Source organism: Hymenobacter lapidiphilus (assembly GCF_013377885.1).
Taxonomy (GTDB): Bacteria; Bacteroidota; Bacteroidia; order Cytophagales; family Hymenobacteraceae; genus Hymenobacter; species Hymenobacter lapidiphilus.
The window spans coordinates 116598-135641 of sequence record NZ_JABKAU010000008.1; the positions used below are offsets into that span (position 1 = coordinate 116598).

General features: G+C 60.2%; 20 protein-coding genes. 7 read left to right on the forward strand and 13 right to left on the reverse strand.

From position 1 onward, the window contains the following. The first annotated feature begins 182 nt into the window (after positions 1–182). Positions 183–1571 (forward strand): ammonium transporter, encoded by a 1389-nt coding sequence (locus HW554_RS06220; protein ID WP_317170834.1) that lies wholly within the window; start codon positions 183–185, stop codon positions 1569–1571. Positions 1572–1625: 54 nt separating this feature from the next. Here the strand turns inward: HW554_RS06220 and HW554_RS06225 are convergent, their stop codons facing one another. The 4 genes from HW554_RS06225 to HW554_RS06240 form a co-directional block, all read right to left on the reverse strand. After that, the gene (locus HW554_RS06225) at positions 1626–1907 is read right to left on the reverse strand and encodes a DUF167 domain-containing protein (RefSeq protein WP_176907717.1); all 282 of its coding nucleotides are present in this window, start codon (positions 1905–1907) and stop codon (positions 1626–1628) included. Between the two features lie 3 nt (positions 1908–1910). Continuing rightward, positions 1911–2111: a hypothetical protein gene (locus tag HW554_RS06230; RefSeq protein WP_176907718.1), complete on the reverse strand. Its 201-nt coding sequence runs from the start codon at positions 2109–2111 to the stop codon at positions 1911–1913. A gap of 80 nt (positions 2112–2191) precedes the next feature. Next, positions 2192–2959, reverse strand: a complete 768-nt coding sequence (locus HW554_RS06235; RefSeq protein WP_176907719.1) for an endonuclease III domain-containing protein — start codon at positions 2957–2959, stop codon at positions 2192–2194. A gap of 167 nt (positions 2960–3126) precedes the next feature. Further along, complete coding sequence (locus HW554_RS06240) at positions 3127–4002, reverse strand: hypothetical protein (protein WP_176907720.1); 876 nt, start codon at positions 4000–4002, stop codon at positions 3127–3129. A 222-nt stretch (positions 4003–4224) separates the two neighbouring features. On the opposite strand from HW554_RS06240, the gene HW554_RS06245 reads away from it, so the two are divergent. After that, a complete protein-coding gene (locus tag HW554_RS06245; protein ID WP_176907721.1) occupies positions 4225–5034 on the forward strand; it encodes a TrmH family RNA methyltransferase in 810 nt (269 codons plus the stop codon). A gap of 4 nt (positions 5035–5038) precedes the next feature. Here the strand turns inward: HW554_RS06245 and HW554_RS06250 are convergent, their stop codons facing one another. Next, complete coding sequence (locus HW554_RS06250; RefSeq protein ID WP_176907722.1) at positions 5039–5701, reverse strand: DoxX family membrane protein; 663 nt, start codon at positions 5699–5701, stop codon at positions 5039–5041. Between the two features lie 147 nt (positions 5702–5848). Between HW554_RS06250 and HW554_RS06255 the strand changes: the two genes are divergently transcribed. After that, positions 5849–6127: an acylphosphatase gene (locus HW554_RS06255; protein WP_176907723.1), complete on the forward strand. Its 279-nt coding sequence runs from the start codon at positions 5849–5851 to the stop codon at positions 6125–6127. A gap of 10 nt (positions 6128–6137) precedes the next feature. Here HW554_RS06255 and HW554_RS06260 read toward each other — a convergent pair whose 3' ends face one another. From HW554_RS06260 to typA, 3 genes are all read right to left on the reverse strand, one after another. Beyond that, positions 6138–6878 (reverse strand): YqjF family protein, encoded by a 741-nt coding sequence (locus HW554_RS06260; RefSeq protein WP_176907724.1) that lies wholly within the window; start codon positions 6876–6878, stop codon positions 6138–6140. A 222-nt stretch (positions 6879–7100) separates the two neighbouring features. Next, positions 7101–7613, reverse strand: coding sequence for a DUF6630 family protein (locus HW554_RS06265; protein ID WP_176907725.1), 513 nt, complete (start codon positions 7611–7613; stop codon positions 7101–7103). A gap of 276 nt (positions 7614–7889) precedes the next feature. Further along, entirely contained in the window at positions 7890–9698 is a 1809-nt protein-coding gene (gene typA, locus HW554_RS06270) for a translational GTPase TypA (protein WP_176907726.1), read from the reverse strand. A gap of 232 nt (positions 9699–9930) precedes the next feature. On the opposite strand from typA, the gene msrB reads away from it, so the two are divergent. The 3 genes from msrB (at position 9931) to HW554_RS06285 (ending at position 11872) form a co-directional block, all read left to right on the forward strand. Beyond that, the gene (msrB, locus tag HW554_RS06275) at positions 9931–10503 is read left to right on the forward strand and encodes a peptide-methionine (R)-S-oxide reductase MsrB (protein ID WP_218134612.1); all 573 of its coding nucleotides are present in this window, start codon (positions 9931–9933) and stop codon (positions 10501–10503) included. A 156-nt stretch (positions 10504–10659) separates the two neighbouring features. Next, a complete protein-coding gene (locus HW554_RS06280) occupies positions 10660–11439 on the forward strand; it encodes a DUF3050 domain-containing protein (protein WP_176907727.1) in 780 nt (259 codons plus the stop codon). Between the two features lie 88 nt (positions 11440–11527). Then, positions 11528–11872 carry a hypothetical protein gene (locus tag HW554_RS06285; RefSeq protein ID WP_176907728.1) on the forward strand — a complete coding sequence of 115 codons (345 nt, stop codon included), beginning with the start codon at positions 11528–11530 and terminating at the stop codon, positions 11870–11872. A gap of 91 nt (positions 11873–11963) precedes the next feature. Here the strand turns inward: HW554_RS06285 and HW554_RS06290 are convergent, their stop codons facing one another. Continuing rightward, entirely contained in the window at positions 11964–12641 is a 678-nt protein-coding gene (locus tag HW554_RS06290) for a hypothetical protein (protein WP_176907729.1), read from the reverse strand. Between the two features lie 222 nt (positions 12642–12863). Between HW554_RS06290 and metG the strand changes: the two genes are divergently transcribed. Further along, positions 12864–14909, forward strand: coding sequence for a methionine--tRNA ligase (gene metG / locus HW554_RS06295; RefSeq protein ID WP_176907730.1), 2046 nt, complete (start codon positions 12864–12866; stop codon positions 14907–14909). Positions 14910–15077: 168 nt separating this feature from the next. On the opposite strand, the gene pth is transcribed toward metG, so the two are convergent. The 4 genes from pth to HW554_RS06315 form a co-directional block, all read right to left on the reverse strand. After that, positions 15078–15650 (reverse strand): aminoacyl-tRNA hydrolase, encoded by a 573-nt coding sequence (gene pth / locus HW554_RS06300; protein ID WP_176907731.1) that lies wholly within the window; start codon positions 15648–15650, stop codon positions 15078–15080. Between the two features lie 239 nt (positions 15651–15889). Continuing rightward, positions 15890–16462, reverse strand: a complete 573-nt coding sequence (locus tag HW554_RS06305) for a 50S ribosomal protein L25/general stress protein Ctc (protein ID WP_176907732.1) — start codon at positions 16460–16462, stop codon at positions 15890–15892. Between the two features lie 142 nt (positions 16463–16604). Then, positions 16605–17669 (reverse strand): DUF6340 family protein, encoded by a 1065-nt coding sequence (locus HW554_RS06310; protein ID WP_176907733.1) that lies wholly within the window; start codon positions 17667–17669, stop codon positions 16605–16607. Positions 17670–17968: 299 nt separating this feature from the next. Then, positions 17969–18898 (reverse strand): ribose-phosphate pyrophosphokinase, encoded by a 930-nt coding sequence (locus HW554_RS06315; RefSeq protein ID WP_176907734.1) that lies wholly within the window; start codon positions 18896–18898, stop codon positions 17969–17971. Between the last annotated feature and the right edge of the window lie 146 nt (positions 18899–19044).

Consider the following 19044-nt stretch of genomic DNA (forward strand, 5'->3'; position numbering starts at 1 on the left):
ACCCCGCCCTTCCTGGATTGGGATAAGTATGAAAAATATTAGAGTGATAGAATAAGAGTGGTATCAGAGAAACGATGTGGTTTTTTGTGAAAATGTCCTTCAGATTTAAAGGGTTGTATCAATAAAAAGATATTATTTCAGTAATTAGGCCTTGGACAATAGGGGTGCTTACTGAAATAAACGTGATAAAGACTCAAACTGCTTCCTTCCGGCCGAGCCGCACCTTACTATTGCTGCTGGTGCTGGTGGCACTGGCCTTCATTGCTGCCTTCGTGCGGGTGCCGCACCCGGCCGCGGCCCCCGGCTCGCTCAACGGCGCCGATGTTGCCTGGATGCTTACGGCCTCGGCCCTGGTGTTGCTGATGACGCCGGGGCTGTCGTTTTTTTACGGAGGCATGGTGCGTCCCAAAAATGTTATCAGCACCATGCTTCAGAGCTTTGTGGCGCTGGGGGTGGTATCGGTACTGTTCTATTTCGTGGGCTTCTCGCTGTGTTATGGTACCTCCTGGCACGGGCTGATTGGTAATCCGCTCACGTTTGCCCTGTTGCGCGACGTGGGTACGGCTCCTAACCCGGTATTCGCGGCCGGTATTCCATTCGTGCTCTTCTTCGCCTTCCAGCTCAAGTTTGCCATCATTACGCCGGCTCTCATAACCGGCTCGTTTGCCGAGCGGGTGCGCTTTAAAGGCTACTTGGCTTTTATGGTGCTGTTCAGCCTGCTGATTTATTGCCCGCTGGCGCACTGGACCTGGCATCCGGAGGGCTTTCTGCGGCAGTGGGGCGTACTCGACTTTGCGGGCGGTACGGTGGTGCATATTTCGGCCGGTGTTGCGGCCTTGGCCGGAGCCCTGGTGCTTGGGCAACGCTCGGCCAGCCTGCGGACCTCCCCATTTTCGACGCCCAACGTGCCCTACGTGCTGCTGGGTACGGGTTTGCTGTGGTTTGGCTGGTTCGGGTTCAATGCCGGCTCGGCGCTGGGTGCCAATGAGCTGGCGGCCCTTTCGTTTGTGAATACCAACCTGGCCTCGGCCGCTGCCCTGCTGGCCTGGGTGCTGGTGGAAGTGGTGCGCGGGGGCAAGCCAACTGCGGTGGGGGCCTGCACCGGGGCCGTGGTGGGCCTGGTGGCCATCACGCCCGCCGCTGGCTACGTCGATTACGGCCAGAGTATCCTGTTCGGGGTTCTGGCCGCCCTCATCAGCCACACCGCCGTGCACTGGAAAAACGCCCGTACCACCATCGACGACACGCTCGACGTGTTCCCCTGCCACGGCCTGGGCGGTATCGTGGGCATGTTGCTCACAGGCATCTTTGCCGATAAGGTAGGCCTTATACACGGTTCGGCCACTACGTTCGGCTACCACGTGCTGGGGCTGGGTATCGTGGTAGGCTACTCCTTCGGCGGCTCCTGGCTGCTACTCAAGCTCACCGACCGGCTTGTGGGCCTGCGCGTGCAATTGCCCGAGGAAGAACTGGGCCTCGACCTGAGCCAGCACGAGGAATCGACCTACCACACCGATGAGGAGTTTGAGCGCACTTATCGCCGTGCTATGCCGCAGAACACGGTAGGCTAAAAGGCCAACAAGCAAAGAGTACAGCAGCCCGCAACTATCGAAGCCCAGCTGGTGCTACAATAGTTGCGGGCTGCTGTACTTTGCTAACACCGCCTGAAAATCCACCTCCGAAAGGCCCCCGATTTCCACTTTCTTGAAGGGCGCAGTGTGGCCGCTGAGCAGCGTAAGGCTGGATTTGCCCACGCCGAACACTTCCGCCAGATAAGCCACTAGGCAGGCATTGGCCTTGCCATCCTGGGCCGGGGCATGCAGCCGCACCGTAACGGTGCCGTCGGGGGCAACTGCCAGCTGGTTGTGGCGGGCGTTGGGCTTGGCTTTCAGATGCAGAACGGGCAAGGCTCAGGCCGGCGAGTTATAAGCGTCGTACACGTTCCAGGCCCAGATGAGGAAAGGCACGATGATAGTCCAGACCAGCAGAAAGCTGATGGTACCGCCAACGGCCCAGATGAGAAAGGCCTTCAGAAACTGACCTTTAATAAGCTGGCCTAATCCGGGCACGAAGATGGAAACCAGGGCGGGTAGCCCGTACGTCTGTTGCATAGGTGAAGAATGAGGGGGTGAACGGGGACAGGAAGAAGGGAGAACCAAGAGGCAATATGCATCAAATCGGCCCACTTTTGCTATGTGGCTGGCTGCTCAACATCCCCTTCATGCCTTCCCGCCGGAACCCGCGCCTGCCCGAAGGGGCAGCGCTCCAGCAGCGTGCAGCGGCCGCAGGCAGGCGTGTGGAAGTAGCAGCACTTCTGGCCGTGGAACATGAATACTTCGTGGTGGTCGTACACCTGCTGGGCCTCCCAGTCGGGGGGCAGCAGGTTCGCCAGCTGCTTGTGGGCCACTGCCTCGCCTACCTTGGGGCCAATGAGGCCCAAGCGCTGGGCCACGCGGTGGTGGTGGCTATCGACGGGCATGGCCGGACGGCGCAGGGTGCTGAACAGCAGCACGGCGGCGCTGGTTTTGGGCCCCACGCCGGGCAGCTGTTCCAGCCAGGCCCGCGCTTCCGGAATGGGCAAATCGGCCAGAAACGCCAGGTCGCAGGGGCCGCCTTCGCAGCGCTGGCCCACTTCGCGCAGAATCTGCTGGAGCCGCGGGGCCTTCTGCTCGGGCCAGGTGCAGGGGCTGATGGCGGCTTCGACCTCAGCCGTAGGCGCATCGCGCACTTCGTCCCAGGTCGGGAAGCGGGCCCGTAGCTGCTGGTAGGCCCGGTGCGAATCCTGGTTGCGGGTGCGGTGGGAGAGTAGCGAGCTGATTAGCTCGCTGAGCGGGTCTTTGGTCGCAAAAAATGCCACCGGACAGCCGTATTCGGTGCAAAGCTTCGCGTGGGCCCATAAGGCCAATTCCTGGCGTTCGGCCAGCGCAGGTTCAGTAGCAGAAGTAGGGGAATTTTTCACCCGCTTTCCTACGTAGGCTTGCGTTGGCAGTTGCCAGTGAGGAGTTGGTAATTGTCATGCTGAGCGCAGCCGAAGCATCTCTCCCGCAATAGTATTCTCACTGCTGGGTTTACCACTGCGGTAGAGATGCTTCGACTGCGCTCAGCATGACGTTCATTCTCTACTTCCTACCGGCCGGTGTTGTACAAAAGCACGGCCTGCTTAACGTTGTTCTGCGACTTGCCCCCGATGGCCAGCGGTACAATGGCCAGCGGAATGGCCGCATACATCAGCGGCGACACCGAGAAGCCGTTGCTGCCGCCCAGGCTTGAGAGCACGCCTGCCAGCAGCAGGCCGCCCGCGCCCACGTAGCTGAGCGTTGTGAAAGTTTGGTAGCGGCGGGCACTGGCCAGCAGCTGCTGGGCCCCGGCGTTATCGGTGGTAGCCAGCTGCAGGTTGCGGATGCTCAGGTCCTCAATCGGGCCATTGTCCTTGCTGAAATACTCGTTGCGCACCGTGCGATAACCGCCAAAACCACCGAAGCCGCCGTAGGGGTTGTACCCGTAAGGGCTGTAGCCGCCGGGGCCGATGCCGTTGTTGCTGTATTGTTGTTGCGTGATGGAGTACAGGCTGATGCGGCCCACCCGGTCGCGGCGCAGGGTGCTTTCGCGCTTGCTGCGGCCAGGCAGGGTAGTGCGCACGTAAAAACCGCTCTGGTCTTCGTAGTAGCGCACATCATTCAGGTCGAGCTTCTGCTGGCCATCAACCAGCAGAAAAGTGCGCCCGAACACCGGACTGCGAACCTCTACATCGTAGCCGCGCAGTACCTGTCCCGATTTGAGCCCTACGCTATAGCTGGTGGTGTTGGCGGGCGGCAGCGGAGCCTGGCGCGGGTCGGGGGCCGGTGCAGTTGGGGCTGGGGCCAGCACTGGCGGGGCTGCGGGGCGGGTGGTATCGGGTGGGGTAGGAGCAGGTACTGTACTCAGCTCGCGGGGTGTTTGCTGGGCCAGCGCCGGTTGTACAAAGGCGCTCAGCGCCAACAAAGGAAGAAATCGAAGCAGCATAAAAGCAAATAACGTAGAAAGCCCGAAAATACGGATAGTGCCTCGCACTATCCTCCCGGCAAAGCCACCTGTCAAGCATCGGCTCCGCGGGCACCTGCCCCGCTATATTCATGCCGGGTTGCCCGGCGTACGGAGCCCGCTGCGTGGCTTGGGCGGCCCCGACGGGCGGGCTGCCTATCTTTGGCCCCGCGCGGCACGTTCTGCCGGCTGCTTTGCCTGCTTATGTTCGCTTCCGACGCCATTACTTCGCCCCAGAACCCGCGCATCAAAAACCTGCTGCGGCTCCAGCAAAAATCGGCTGAGCGCCGCAGCCAGGGCCTTACCATCATCGAGGGGCTGCGCGAGCTGACCATTGCCCGGGCCAATGGGGTAGCGGTGCCCACCGTATTTGTGTGCGCCGAGCTGGCCGGCCCAGCCCACGAAGCCGAACTACAGGCCCTTTTTGCCGGCTCCGACACCGAGCGGGTCTCCGTGTCGAAGGCTGTGTTTGGGAAAGTGGCCTACCGTGAAGGCTCCGACGGTGTGCTGGCCCTGGCCCGCCCGCCCCATCACACCCTCGAAAGCCTCGTACTGCCCCCAAACCCGCTGCTGCTGGTACTCGAAGCCGTAGAGAAGCCCGGCAACCTGGGCGCCATCCTGCGCACCGCCGACGCGGCCCGGGCCACGGCCGTCATCGTCTGCGACCCGCGCACCGACCTGTTCAACCCCAACGCCATCCGCAGCAGCATCGGCTGCTCGTTCACGGTGCCTACCGTGGCCACTTCGCGCCCCGAGCTGCTGGCCTGGTGCGCCGCCCGCGGCATCCGGACCTACGCCGCCGCCCTCACCGAGCGGGCCGTGCCGTACACCACCTGCGACTTTCGCGGCCCCACAGCCCTGGTGATGGGCACCGAAGCCGATGGCCTCACCCCCGAGCTCATGCAGGCCTGCGACCAGACCATCATCATCCCGATGCAGGGCTACATCGATTCGCTCAACGTGAGCACTGCCACGGCCATTCTCACGTTTGAAGCCGTGCGCCAGCGGATGTAACTGCCTACCAGCCGCGCCGCCAGCTCCACCAGGTTGCCCCGAGCAGCAGCATACCCCCGAGGGCCATTATGCCCACCATAACGGCCAGCGAAACGGGGTAGAGCAACGCGCCGCCCAGCGTTATGCCCAGCGCCAGCCACCAGAGGCTTTCGCGGCCCAGCCCAGCCGTCCGCAGCGGCAAAGCGCGCAGTTCGTCGGGGTTTTGGGGCGGGTAGAACAAGAGCTTGAGCCGCGCAAAATCGTGGAGCAGCAGCCCGACCGTCAGCACCAGGAAGCCGGTAGTGAGGAAGGGCGTCCCAGTCCAGTGTTGCGACCAGGTGAGGAAGATAATGTTGAGCCACATAGGCACCAGCAGCACGGCCCCGAGCAGCGCAAACCGGCCCGTAAGCAGCAGTAGGCCAATCAGCAGCTGGGCCCCGCCAATAAACTGAGCAAATAGCTCCAGCTGATGCCGGGCCAGAAAAACGTGGTCCATCGGCGGGCCCATCAGGCCGGGCAGGTGGTTGTCGGAGAGCTTGTAGAGGCCGCCGCCGAGCATGAGCGCGCCCAGCAGCAGGCGGCTACCCCACACGTATAGCAGCCGCAGCCGGCCCCCGGCGCGCAGGGCCACCACCGTCGCCAGAAAGGGTACAAGTATGGTCGCCAGGTAGAAGGAAGCAGGGTTCATAGCCCACAAGTTACCGGGGGCTTCGCAACTCCGGCCCGGTATTCCACGTCCGATAGCTACCCATGGGCAAACGAACCGTTTGGCCCCATCAACCAGACTGCCGGCCTGTTTTCTACCGGCAGTTTTTTTCTCTCAGAAGAGCATAGTATGATACCAGAACACCGCACTTTCCTCGTCATCGGCCGCGTGCAGGGCGTGTTTTTTCGCCAGAGTACCCGGCAGCAGGCCCGCCAGCTGGGCCTGACCGGTTACGCCCGCAACAACCCCGATGGCACCGTAACCATCGAAGCCGAAGGCGCGGCACACGCCCTAGCCGCCCTCGAAAGCTGGTGCCGGCACGGTGGTCCTCCTGCCGCGCGGGTCGATGGGGTCGATGTAACGGCCGGTGAGGTCCAGGGCTACGCGCAGTTCGAGGTGCGCCATTAGCTAGCCCAGGTTACACGCGCCGCAGGCTCTGTACAGTCACCTCGAGCGGCTCGGCGGCGTAGAGCAGGGGCGGGCCAACCGGCGTAGGCAGGCCGTGGCTTTCGATCAGCGTTGAGTTCCATTCCTGCAATGTGGCCTCGTGTAGCTGCCAGGGCTCGTGCCAAAGTTGCCCGCGCCACAAATGCGGCCCGTGGTGGCCGGCTCGCACGTCGGTGCCGGCCGTGTACAGCTGGTAGCGTTCCGTAAGGAAATGGGCCAGCGTACCCGGCCGGGCTACAGGCAGGGCCGCTCCCGGTGTCCAGGTGGCGGCGAAAGTGGCGGTGGCGGCTCCCCGGTGCGTGCGCTCGGCTACGGCCCGTAGCTGACCGTTGGTTTGGCTGAGTGTCATGCGGGCATGCAGGTAGGGCAGGTGAAAGAGTGTGCGGGCCGCCCACACCCCCAGCGGCTGAGTGGCATCGAGCGAAATGAACCATACGCCCGGCACCCCGTCGAGGCGAGCATAGGTGCGCACATTCAGTTCGTGCAGTGCGCTCAGGCCCGGTACCGCCGGCAACCCCAGCGGGCGGATATGACTCATCGTGAAGGGTACCACGCCCAGCCAGGCTTGCCCCTCAAATAAATCCAGCTCCAGCCGCTCCGGCAGATAAGGCCGCAGGATTTCGGGCGCTACCGGCCAGTGGGCAAACAGCAGGTTGCTCCAACGCTGCCGCATCAGCGGCGGGCGGCGGGAAGTGGAAGGGGGGGAGGGCACGGGGCGAGAACGAAACGGAAAGTCTGTAGCGAAGAAACCGGGACAGCACCGAACAGTTATGGCGCTGCCCTATAACCGGCCCAATAGCTTAAAAACCGTACAGTGCCCCTGTCGGCGCGCACCATCAGATGCCCAGGCAGTGCCGAGCCTCCGCGCCGCAGGTTCCCTGCTGACTAATCTGTGTGCCGTCGTAGGGAGGTATGGGTGCATGGCGCCCACAGACTACCACTGGTGCAGTTTAAAGCCCAGCTGTTGCGCCTGCGTGGCCAACTCTTCAGCCTGCTCCTGCGCTACCACGCTCAGCGGATACGAGTCGCCATCGAGGTCGAACATTACTAGGGCCAATCCGAGTGGCTCCAGTGTATCCTGCACGAGGTCCAATTGCTCCGGACCAAGTTCTTCGTCGGTGCCTGTATGCTGCGCTTCCAGAACTCGGGCCCGCCCTTGCTGGGCCAGTACGTGGTTCAGGCTGTCGATTATTTCACCGGCAGTTTCTTTCCAGTCGCACTCTACCGCCAAATCTTCGGCCAGCAGCGCATCAATCAGGGCAATGTCGCGCAGCTCCTGAGGTGCTATTTCGTTCTCAATCCCGCGTTCGGCCAGTTCCTCCGCAAACTGCGCCGCATAGCCCGCAGCATCGGTCAGCACCAAGTCTAGCCGGCCAGCCAGCCGCTGAGTTGCCGCCGTGTCGCCCAGGGTAAAGATGTTTGTAAAAGCCAGGAGTTCAGGATGCATGTTGGTGGGTGGAAATGGTTGGAAAGCGACGCTGTTGTTGAAGTTGTTTAGAAAGTCAAAAGAACGTCATGCTGAGCGCAGCCGAAGTATCTCTACCGCTTCGTGACATTGGTAGAGAAGTGGTAGAGATGCTTCGGCTGCGCTCAGCATGACGTTATGATTGATTTCAGGCACTTTGTAAACGGCTTCATTTATAAAAGTAAATAAGCCCAGGCAGACACAAAAAAGGAGGGCAGCCATCGGCTGCCCTCCTTTTTTAAATCAGATGACTAGCAACTAGTCGACTTTTTTGGCGAAGCGCAGACGCTCGTTCTCGTCGAGCAGGATCTTACGCATCCGGATCGACTTGGGCGTTACCTCCAGGTATTCATCCTTCTGGATGTATTCCATAGCTTCTTCCAGCGAGAACTGACGCTTCGGAACAATCTTGGCGTTGTCATCGGTACCCGACGCACGCATGTTCGTGAGCTTCTTGCCCTTCTGGATGTTGATGGTCAAGTCGTTCGGGCGGGTGTGCTCGCCGATAACCTGGCCGGCGTATACCTCTTCGCCCGGATCAACGAAGAACTCACCACGGTCCTGCATCTTATCGATGGTGTAGGCCGTGCCCATACCGGTGTCCATCGAAATCAGCGAACCAGCGATACGGCCCGGAATCACGCCCTTGTGCGGCTCGTAGGCCGAGAAGCGGTGGTTCATGATGGCCTCACCAGCGGTAGCGGTCAGCACGTTGTTACGCAGGCCAATCAGGCCACGGGCCGGGATGTTGAACTCCAGGTGCTGCAGGTCGCCCTTAGGCTCCATGATGGTCAGCTCACCCTTACGCATCGTTACCAGCTCGATTACCTTGCCGGCTGTCGTCTCGGGTACGTCAACTACCAAGTGCTCAATCGGCTCCAGACGGTTGCCTTTCTCGTCTTCCTGGAACAGTACCTGTGGCTGGCCAACCTGCAGCTCGAATCCCTCGCGACGCATCGTTTCGATGAGTACCGACAAGTGAAGAATGCCGCGGCCGTACACCAGGAAGCTGTCCTCGCGGTCGGTTTCCTTCACGCGCAGGGCCAGGTTTTTCTCGGTTTCCTTGAATAGACGGTCGCGCAGGTGGCGCGAGGTCACGAACTTGCCTTCCTTACCGAAGAAGGGCGAGTTGTTGATGGTGAACAGCATGTTCATCGTTGGCTCGTCGATGCTGATAACCGACAGGCCCTCGGGGTTTTCGGCGTCGGCCAGCGTGTCGCCAATGTCGAATCCTTCGATGCCCGTTACGGCGCAGATTTCGCCCGAGCTAACTTCCGAAACCTTGGTGCGGCCCAAGCCTTCGAACACCTGCAGCTCCTTGATTTTAACCTTTTTGATCGTGCCGTCGCGCTTCACGAGGCTCATGTTGGCACCTTCCTTCAGCGTACCGCGGTGTACGCGGCCGATGCCGATGCGGCCCACGAACGACGAGTAGTCGAGCGAGGTAATCTGCATCTGGGGTGTGCCGTCCAGGGTAGGAGCGGGCGGAATGGAAGCCACTACGGCGTCGAGCAGCGGGATGATGCTGTCGGTTTTTTCTTTCCAGTCGGTGCTCATCCAGCCCTGCTTCGAGGAGCCGTACAGCGTCACGAAGTCCAGCTGGTCTTCGCTTGCGCCAAGGTTGAACATGAGGTCGAAAACCTGCTCGTGCACCTCGTCGGGACGGCAGTTTTCCTTGTCCACTTTGTTAACCACCACGATAGGCTTCAGGCCCAGGTCGATGGCTTTGCCCAGCACGAAGCGGGTCTGGGGCATGGCACCTTCGAAAGCATCGACGAGCAGCAGCACGCCGTCAGCCATCTTCAGCACCCGCTCCACCTCGCCGCCGAAGTCGGCGTGACCGGGGGTATCGATGATGTTGATTTTAACGTCCTTGTACCGAACCGATACGTTTTTCGAGACGATGGTAATGCCCCGCTCACGCTCCAGGTCGTTGTTGTCGAGGATGAGGTCGTCGAACTGCTGGTGTTCGTCGAACAGCTTCGAGGCGTGGATAATCTTGTCCACGAGCGTGGTCTTGCCGTGGTCAACGTGCGCAATGATGGCGATATTCCGAATGTTCTGCATACAGGGGTTTTTGCGGGTGCAAATGTACGTAATAATGAGCGTAAGTTCAGGCGGCTGGTTAATTGTCAGGGAGTAAGCGCGCGGCGGGAGCCAAGCGGTGGGGCGATGGGCAATTGAATATAATGGCCTTGTAGCTCCATTAAGGCCCCAACCGAACCGTGCCCGGCTTGCGTATGTTGTTTGTATGTCGGCTATAAGGACCGACTTTCTTTTTCAGAAAAATATCCAACACATGCGTTCTTCTTTGCTGATTTTGCTGCTCTCCGCGGCCACCTTTAACACCGCCTGCTCGCAGACCAGCTCCCGCGACACCAAGATGGACGCCGCCGATTCGGCCCGCCCAACCACGGCCGCAGCGCCCGCAGGTAAGCAGTACCCGAAGCCCCAGCCCGCAACGGGCAAGCCCGGCGAATTCCCGGTTCAGAAAACTGACGCTGAGTGGAAAAAGCAGCTCACGGCCGAGCAGTATTTTATCCTGCGCGAGCATGGCACCGAGAAGCCCTTTGCCAATCCGTTCTGGGACAACCACGAGAAGGGCAACTACTACTGCGCCGCCGATGGTAACCTGCTGTTCTCGTCGGAAACCAAGTTCGAGTCGGGCACCGGTTGGCCCAGTTTCTGGGCGCCAGCCACCAACAGCAGCCTGAAAATAGTTGTCGACAACAGCTACGGCATGAGCCGCGACGGGCTGATGTGCGCCAAGTGCGGCGGCCACCTTGGCCACGTCTTCAACGACGGCCCCAAGCCTACCGGCCTGCGCTACTGCATGGATTCGTACGGCATGACGTTCAAAAAAGCCGAGTAAGTTTTCGGTTTCGCTGAGGTGTAAAGCTGTCATTGCGACCAAAGCAACAAGGCCGGGGCGATATTTTTGCGTGAGTTTATACACCCATTAAGGCCTGGTTTTCCGCCTTGTTCGGAATGACAGCTGCTTTTTGCTCATTTCCAAATCATCAGTTACATGTCTGTCCAAGTCCAAACCGATCCAATTTCTGACCTGCAAGCTGCGCTGGCCCCGGCCAGGGCGCAGCTGGTAGCCCACGGCGTGTATCAGTCGCTGCATTCGCTGGCCGATCTGCGTACGTTTATGGAGCAACACGTTTTTGCCGTCTGGGACTTTATGTCGCTGTTGAAGGCCCTGCAGCGGGAGCTGACCTGCGTGGAGTTGCCCTGGGTACCGCGTGGCAACCCCGCTACCCGCCGCCTCATCAACGACATCGTGCTGGAAGAGGAAACCGACCTCGACCCCGAAGGCCGTCCTACCAGCCACTTTGAATTGTATCTGCGGGCCATGCGCGAGTGCGGGGCCAACACAGAACCAGTAGAGCGCCTGCTGGCTGCCCTGGCTGGTGGCGCGTCGGTGGCCGAGGCGCTGGCCGCGGCCGAGGCGCCGGCTTCGGTACGTGCGTTCGTGCTCGGGACTTTTCGGCTGATTGAGGCAGGACAGCCGCACGCGGTGGCTGCCGCCTTCACGTTTGGGCGCGAAGATGTGATACCTGACATGTTCCGCCACCTCGTACACGATTTGCGCCAGCGTTTCCCCGGCCAGCTCGACACGTTTACTTACTACCTCGACCGCCATATTCAGCTCGACGAGGAAGTGCATACGCCCCTGGCCCAGCAGATGGTGCGCGACCTATGCAACGATTCGCCCCAGCGGTGGGCCGAGGCCGAGGCAACGGCCGTGCGCTGCATGAGCGCCCGGGTGGCCTTGTGGGATGGAATTCGGGCCGCACTGTAAAAAGGTACTCGCCGAACCAACTTCACCTCCGCACAGTCGTTAGAAAAGGAGCCGCCCCATTCCGGGCCGGCTCCTTTTTCCTGCACTCATGCATACTGCCGTTGTGTTTCGCCTTCTACTGCCAGCCGCTCTGCTACTCGCCGGGTGTACAACCTCGCAGGAAACCAGTAGTGAAGAAGCCAGCGTGCGGCGCGTGCCCAACCGCATCGTAACCGATGCCGACCGGCAGGCTGCCTACAACAGCAACGCCGGGTACAGTGGGGCCACGCCCGATGCTACGCCCGGTCGGGTCCGGCTCGGCGAGCAGGCCAGTGGCATCAACTCGCAGAAAAATCCCGAAAGCCTCAATACCAACAACAACAACACGGCCACGCCCGAAACCCGCCTGCGCCGTGTAAAAGGGGCTCCCGCCGATACGCTGCGGCTTCCGTAGCGCGTAAGCACACCGCCTCTCATAACGTAAAATGCTCAACGGCCCGTTGCAACAGTGCAACGGGCCGTTGAGCATTTTACATGGGTCAATCCTACGAATCCGTTCCTGCCGCGTTCGAATCCGAGTCGGCGGCGGCTGTGGGCTTCTTGGCGGCACGCGAGCGGCTGGCCGTAGTGCCGGCCGTTTTGGCTGCGGCTGCCCTGGTAGTAGTAGCGCGGCTGGTTTTGGCGGCTGGCTTGGCTCCCGAACTGCCGGCCGGGCTGGTAGCGCTGCGGCGCGTGGTGGCCGGCGTCTTCGCAGAGGCTTCGGCCTCGGGTTGTGTGGCCGGGTCGGTGTTGGTCGAAATACTGTCGGAACCAGCCGGCGTGCCGGATTCCTGGCCGCGTACGATTGTGTGCAGGGCCTGCTCGAAGAGGTGCTCCACATCGGTGTCGAGGCGGCGGGTGGCATCTTTCACCACTTCCTGCAGCTTGGTCTTGGTATCCTTGCGAATGCGCTTTACTACCTCGTTTATGCGGGAGTCCAGCTCCTTCTGCAGTTGCTTGGCCGCTTGCTTCAATGCCTTCTTCTGGCTGCCCTTCTTGCCGGCCTGCTGGGTTCTCAGGCTCTTCGAAGCCGACGTATCTGCTTTCAGCTGCGCTTTGGCAGCTTTGGCCTGTGCTTTTTCGGCAGGGTCTTTTACTGCTTTAGGCGTTTTGCCTTTTTTGCTTGTCTTGTCTTTTTTCGGCTTGTCTTTTTTAGCCGACTTTTCTTTGGAGGACTTGCTCATAACGGAATCGAAAAATGTTGAAAAAGAAGAGAGTAAGAATAGATACGGCCTGCCGCCTCGCCGGTTGGGTTTGCTGCTCTTCTTACTACACCCACCCACCAATCTGCGGCCTGTGCTGGCTCCCGGGCCCGTGGGGTTGCCTGTTTTACTCGTTCCTTTGCACCCCCGCGGCTGGTTGGCTCCCCGCGGCCGATTTGTACCCGCTGCCTTTACCTCCCGAATATGCCTGACTTACCCCAACGCTACACTGTAACGGCCGCGCTGCCCTACGCCAACGGCCCCGTCCATATCGGCCACCTGGCCGGCGTGTACCTGCCCGCCGATATCTACACGCGCTACCTGCGTGCTCAGGGCCGCGACGTGAAGTTCATCTGCGGCTCCGATGAGCACGGTGTGCCTATCACCATCCGGGCCCAGAAGGAAGGCGTAACCCCCCAGCAGGTCGTGGATAAGTACCACGCCATCATCGGCGACTCGTTCCGCGACTTCGGCGTGTCGTTCGATATCTATTCGCGTACTTCCTCCAAAGTCCACGCCGAAACTGCCAGCGACTTTTTCCGCAAGCTGCACGCAGAAGGCAAGTTCATCGAGCAGGTATCGGAGCAGTACTATGATGAGCAGGCCGACCAGTTTCTGGCCGACCGCTACATCGTGGGCACCTGCCCCAACTGCGGCAACGACAACGCCTATGGCGACCAGTGCGAGAAGTGCGGCACCTCGCTTTCACCCACCGAGCTCATCAACCCGCGCTCCATGCTGAGCGGCAACCACCCGGTGCTGCGCGAAACCAAGCATTGGTACCTGCCCCTGGACCAGTACGAGCCCTGGCTGCGCGAATGGATTGTGGAAGGCCACAAGCACGACTGGAAGGCCAACGTGTACGGCCAGTGCAAGAGCTGGATTGACCAGGGCCTGCTGCCCCGGGCCGTGACGCGCGACCTCGACTGGGGCGTGCCCGTGCCGGTGCCCGGCGGCGAGGGCAAGGTGCTGTACGTGTGGTTTGATGCGCCCATCGGCTACATTTCGGCTACCAAAGAGTTGCTACCCGATACCTGGGAAACCTATTGGAAGGATGCCGGCACCAAGCTGGTCCACTTCATCGGCAAAGACAACATCGTGTTCCACTGCATCATCTTCCCCACGATGCTCAAGGCCCACGGCGACTACATCTTGCCCGATAACGTGCCCGCCAACGAGTTCCTGAACCTGGAAGGCGACAAAATCAGCACGAGCCGCAACTGGGCCGTGTGGCTGCACGAGTACCTGCTGGATTTCCCCGGCCAGGCCGACGTGCTGCGCTACGTGCTCTGCGCCAACGCCCCCGAAAATAAGGACAACGACTTCACCTGGAAAGACTTTCAGGCCCGCAACAACAACGAGCTGGTGGCCAACCTCGGCAACTTCGTGAACCGGGCCGTAGTGCTCACCCACAAGTTCTTCGGTGGCCAGGTACCGGCCAGCGCTGGCTTCACACCCGAAGATGAAGAAGTGCTGCGCCAAATGGGCGAATTCCCGGCCCGCATCGGCGAGTTGCTGGAAAACTACCGCTTCCGCGACGCGCTGAATGAGCTGATGAACCTCTCGCGCCTTGGCAACAAGTATCTGGCCGATCAGGAACCGTGGAAGCTCATCAAAACCGATGAAGCCCGCACCGGCACCGTGCTGCACGTTTCGTTGCAGCTCACCGCCGCCTTCATCACGCTGCTGGAACCCTTCCTGCCCGAAGCCGCCGCCCGCCTGGGCCGCATGCTGAACACCGAAAAAGGTGCCTGGCCCCTGGCCGGCCGCCCCGATGCGCTGCCCACCGGCCACCAACTGGCTGAAGCCGCCCTGTTGTTCACCAAAATCGAAGACGCCACCGTGGAAGCCCAGGTGCAGAAGCTACTCGATACCAAAAAAGCCAACGAGCTGGCCGCCGCCGTTTCTGCCCCCGCCAAGGACGATATCAGCTTCGAGCAGTTCCAGACCATGGATTTGCGCATTGGCACCATCGTGGCCGCCGAGAAGGTCGCCAAAACCAAAAAACTGCTTAAGCTGAGCGTAGACTTGGGTTTCGACGAGCCCCGCACCATCGTGAGCGGCATTGCCGAGCACTTCCTGCCCGAGGCCCTAGTAGGCCAGCAGGTGCAGGTGCTGCTCAACCTCGCCCCCCGCGAAATCAAAGGTATCCAGAGCCAGGGCATGCTACTCATGGCCGAAAACGCCGACGGCGTGCTGAGCCTGATGCAGCCCAGCAGCGCCGTGCGGCCGGGTTCGGGCGTGGCGTAGGGGCCAGGAAAAGAACGTCATTCTGAGCGAAGCCGGAGGCGAAGTCGAAGAATCTCTACTGCACTGCTAACTCCTGATATGGAATTACCGTTGCGGTAGAGATTCTTCGACTTCGCCTCCGGCTTCGCTCAGAATGACGTTCTTTTTTTCATTTCTCTATACTCCCTCCTACGCCTCCTTCACATTCACCGCGTTCATGGCCCGTTCCACGCCTTGTATCCCAAAGGCCAGTACGGCCTCACCGGCCTTCTCCAAACGTCCCTCCAGATCAATTCGCTCGTCTTCGGAGAACGGGCTGAGCACGTAATCTACCTGCCGGCCGCGGCCGAAGCTGGAGTCGATGCCGAAGCGGAGGCGGGCGTATTCGTCGGTGCCCAGGGTTTCCTGGATGTGCTTGAGGCCGTTCTGGCCGCCGGCCGAGCCTTTGGCTTTGAGCCGGAGTTTGCCGAAGGGCAGGGCCAGATCATCGGTTACCACCAGCAATTGCGCCTTCTCGAGTTTGAGGGCGCTGAGCCAGTGGGCGGCGGCTTTACCGCTCAGGTTCATGTAGGTGGTGGGCTTCACGAGCACAAACCGGCGGCCCTTGTGCTTGAACTCGGTGCTGAAGGCGTGGCGGCCCAGCTGCCAAGGCGCGGCCTCGTGCTTGCGGGCCAGCCAGTCGCCCACCATAAAGCCCACGTTGTGCCGCGTGTCGGCGTATTCGGGCCCGATGTTGCCCAGACATAAAATCAAGAAGACCACGGATTAGCTCGGATTTTAACGGATTTCACGGATTTTGTAGTTGGCTGCGGCCCGGGAATCCGTGGTAAGTTCCCGGTGCAAAAGTAGGCGTAGTTGCGCAATGCCGGCCGCATAGCCGAAATACAAAAGAGCCACCCTGGTAACAGGGTGGCTCTTTTGCTTCTGATTGAATAGCCCAATTTCAACGGATGGTCCACAAAACCCGTGAAGTCCGTTAAAATCCGAGCTAATCCTGTTCCTTATTTGTCGGCGTTCAGCGTGCCTTTGAGGGCACGTGGGATGGCCACGGTAGCAATCGGGGCCTGGGGGCTGCTGAGGATGGTGTAGCCTTTGGCTTCCACGGCACTTACCTTGATAGACTTGCCGAGAGCTAGGTCCGAAATGTCCACTTCTACCGAATCAGGCAGGTTTTCAGGCGAAGCTTTCACCTTGATTTTGCGCAGCTTGCTTACCAGCTTGCCACCGGCCAGTACGCCCGGCGATACGCCTACGTACTTCACGGGAACCTCCATTTTCACCTCTTTGCCTTCCTGCAGCTCCAGGAAGTCGACGTGCAGCAGCATTTCGTTCACGGGGTGGAACTGCGAATCCTGCACGATGGCGCGGTACATGGTGCCCTCAATGTTGAGGTCGACAATGTGCACCTCGGGGGTGTACAGCAACTCGCGGAACAGAATGGCAGGAACGGAGAAGTGAACCTGCTCGGCGCCGCCGTACAGTACGCATGGTACGTACGAATCGAGGCGGACCGCTTTGGCGTCCTTCTTACCGAGATTCGCTCTTTTAAACCCTACAATCTCGAGGCTTTTCATAAAAGTGTGCTTTGGAGGAAAATCCGCTCACCCACAGCAGGCAAACGGGCCGCAAAGATAGGTGGATTGTTTGGTTATTGAAAAGCCGATACCAACCCCTTGTCGCAAAACCCCGATAGCGCCTTGGCAAACCACTAAACCGTTAGTCGGCCGATGCGCCCGGTAACTGCTCCGACACTATCAACTCGGCCTGCTGGCGCTGCTGCAACTCGCGCAAATAGCTGTTGGCGGCCCGAAGCTGGTGCGTGTATGCTGCCTTACGAGCGTATTCGATGGCTTCGGGCAGGCGGTTGTTCAGCTCCTCAAACACGGCAAGGTTGTAATAAGCCCGACCCGCAACCTTCGAATCGGGGCTCTGCGCTGCTTTTTGCCAGGCACCCGCCGCCTGGGTCCAGTCGGTGGCGTTTACCATTTGCTTGGCCTGCTGCATATAGGCATCCTTGCGGGTGCTGGTGTACACCTCACGCGCCAGGTTCACATACGAAGGCGCAATGCGGCGGGCGTACTGGTCGCCGATGCGGGCGGCCAGCTCCCGGATGCAGTCGGCGGGCGGGGGTAGCTGGCGCAGGGCATCCTGGTAGGCAGGACCTTCGCTGGTCCAGTGCATCCGGTCCTCCTGCTTGGCCTGGTCTACCACCGTTCCATCGGGGCCATAGGTCCGGAAACCCGTTACGAGGCGCATTTCCATCACCGCCACCGTTACCGCCACTTTGCGGTCGGGCTTGTCTTTCTCCTTGATGATGCGCTCCTCCTGCCGCTGCGTTACCTGCAAATCCGAGTCGAAAGCTTCCAGCACTACCAGCCCGTCTACCTGCGTTTCGGCGCACACTTGCCGCACATAGCCGGGCGCCAGGGGAGGCAGGAAAAACTCGCGGGTGCGGCCTACAAGCTGGAGGTTGGCCGGCGTTACACGGAAGCGCGGGCTGTTGCGCATCAATGCTTCGCCCACACTCAGGGCGCAGGTTTCGGTGCCGGCCCGGTCAACCAAAAGCCCTTCGCCGGTGAAAATGCCCTCCAGCACATCAAAAAACTTGTCACGGCTGCTTTCCGGTAACACCCGGCTGGCCGTGGCAATGCGCTGCATGTTGCCGGGCATAGTTACGGCTGCCGGGGCCAACGACTGCATGTGGACGGTAGTGGTGCAGCCAGCCAGCAGGCCCAAGGCCAGTAAACCAACGGAAGCGAAGCGGAGTAGCGGAGTTTTCATGGCGGCAGAAATAAAAAGGAGGAGAAAGTTCCCTTCCCCTCCTTTTTATTATCAAGACCGTGCCAAATTCCCCTCTCGCTTCTCCCAGGAATCAAAAAGGCCACAAATAATGAAGCTGTTTACAAAGCCAAGAAAACGTCATGCTGAGCGGAGCCGAAGTATCTCTACCATGCCGGCTGCGCCGTGCAACGAACCGGTAGAGATGCTTCGGCTTCGCTCAGCATGACGTTCAAATCGGTGTCAACGACTCTGTAAACAGACTTATCGACGCCGTGAGGGTGAAAGTGACGACTCTCAACTTAGATAAACAGCGAACTGATAGACTCGTGGGTAACCACGTTACGGATGGCCTGGGCAAACAGTGGGGCCAGCGTGATAACCCGGATTTTGGGATTTTCCTGCTGCAGCGGAATCGTGTCGGTAATGACCAACTCTTCCAGCATCGAGTTACGGATCCGTTCGTGGGCCGGGCCCGACAGCACGCCATGGCTAATTACGGCCCGTACCGATTTGGCACCGCGCTCCATCAGCAGTTCGGCGGCTTTGCAGATGGTACCGGCCGTGTCCACAATATCATCCACGAGCACCACATTCATGCCCGTTACATCACCAATTACCTGCATCGAGGCAATTTCGTTGGCCCGCAGGCGCATCTTGTCACACACCACAATTTCGGCCCCGAACTTCTTGGCAAAGCCCCGGGTGCGCACCACGCCGCCCACATCGGGCGAAGCGAAAATCAGGTTGTCGAGGCCCAGCGACTGAATGTAAGGGGCCATGACAGTAGCTGCGTCGAGGTGGTCGACGGGAATATCGAAGAAGCCCTGAATCTGGCCGGCGTGCAGGTCGCAGGTCATCAGGCGGTCGGTGCCTACGCTCTGCACAAAATCGGCCACTACTTTGGCGCCGATGCTCACACGCGGCTTGTCTTTGCGGTCCTGGCGGGCGTAGCCGTAGTAAGGCATTACTACCGTTACCGAGGCGGCCGAAGCGCGCTTGGCGGCGTCCACCATCAGCATGAGCTCCATCAGGTTTTCGGCCGGCGGGTTGGTGCTTTGAATCAGGAACACGGCGCAACCCCGGATGCTCTCATTGAAACTGGGGCCGAGTTCGGTATCGGCGAAACGCTGGATGCTCAGGTCGCCGAGCGGCTGACCGTACGCTTCGGCAATTTTTTCGCCTAGCTCGTGGGAGGCGTTACCGGCGAAAATTTTGACTTGCTGAGCCATGGGAGGAAGGTGTTAAGAAGGTAAAGGGTAGAAATGAAAAATTCTCCCACCGGCCAAACACAAGGTGGCGCGAGGGGAGAACGGGGGAGGGCACAGGTTAGCGTATCGACTGGCAGATTTCAGGGGCAGCGTAAGGCAGAATACGT

Coding starts and splice junctions, on each gene's coding strand:
- metG (WP_176907730.1), top strand. CDS start 12,864: ATGCCTGACTTACCCCAACGCTACACTGTAACGGCCGCGCTGCCCTAC.
- HW554_RS06240 (WP_176907720.1), bottom strand. CDS start 4,002: ATGCTGCTTCGATTTCTTCCTTTGTTGGCGCTGAGCGCCTTTGTACAA.
- HW554_RS06315 (WP_176907734.1), bottom strand. CDS start 18,898: ATGGCTCAGCAAGTCAAAATTTTCGCCGGTAACGCCTCCCACGAGCTA.
- HW554_RS06305 (WP_176907732.1), bottom strand. CDS start 16,462: ATGAAAAGCCTCGAGATTGTAGGGTTTAAAAGAGCGAATCTCGGTAAG.
- HW554_RS06255 (WP_176907723.1), top strand. CDS start 5,849: ATGATACCAGAACACCGCACTTTCCTCGTCATCGGCCGCGTGCAGGGC.
- HW554_RS06265 (WP_176907725.1), bottom strand. CDS start 7,613: ATGCATCCTGAACTCCTGGCTTTTACAAACATCTTTACCCTGGGCGAC.
- HW554_RS06245 (WP_176907721.1), top strand. CDS start 4,225: ATGTTCGCTTCCGACGCCATTACTTCGCCCCAGAACCCGCGCATCAAA.
- HW554_RS06290 (WP_176907729.1), bottom strand. CDS start 12,641: ATGAGCAAGTCCTCCAAAGAAAAGTCGGCTAAAAAAGACAAGCCGAAA.
- HW554_RS06230 (WP_176907718.1), bottom strand. CDS start 2,111: ATGCAACAGACGTACGGGCTACCCGCCCTGGTTTCCATCTTCGTGCCC.
- msrB (WP_218134612.1), top strand. CDS start 9,931: ATGCGTTCTTCTTTGCTGATTTTGCTGCTCTCCGCGGCCACCTTTAAC.
- HW554_RS06250 (WP_176907722.1), bottom strand. CDS start 5,701: ATGAACCCTGCTTCCTTCTACCTGGCGACCATACTTGTACCCTTTCTG.
- HW554_RS06285 (WP_176907728.1), top strand. CDS start 11,528: ATGCATACTGCCGTTGTGTTTCGCCTTCTACTGCCAGCCGCTCTGCTA.
- HW554_RS06280 (WP_176907727.1), top strand. CDS start 10,660: ATGTCTGTCCAAGTCCAAACCGATCCAATTTCTGACCTGCAAGCTGCG.
- HW554_RS06310 (WP_176907733.1), bottom strand. CDS start 17,669: ATGAAAACTCCGCTACTCCGCTTCGCTTCCGTTGGTTTACTGGCCTTG.
- typA (WP_176907726.1), bottom strand. CDS start 9,698: ATGCAGAACATTCGGAATATCGCCATCATTGCGCACGTTGACCACGGC.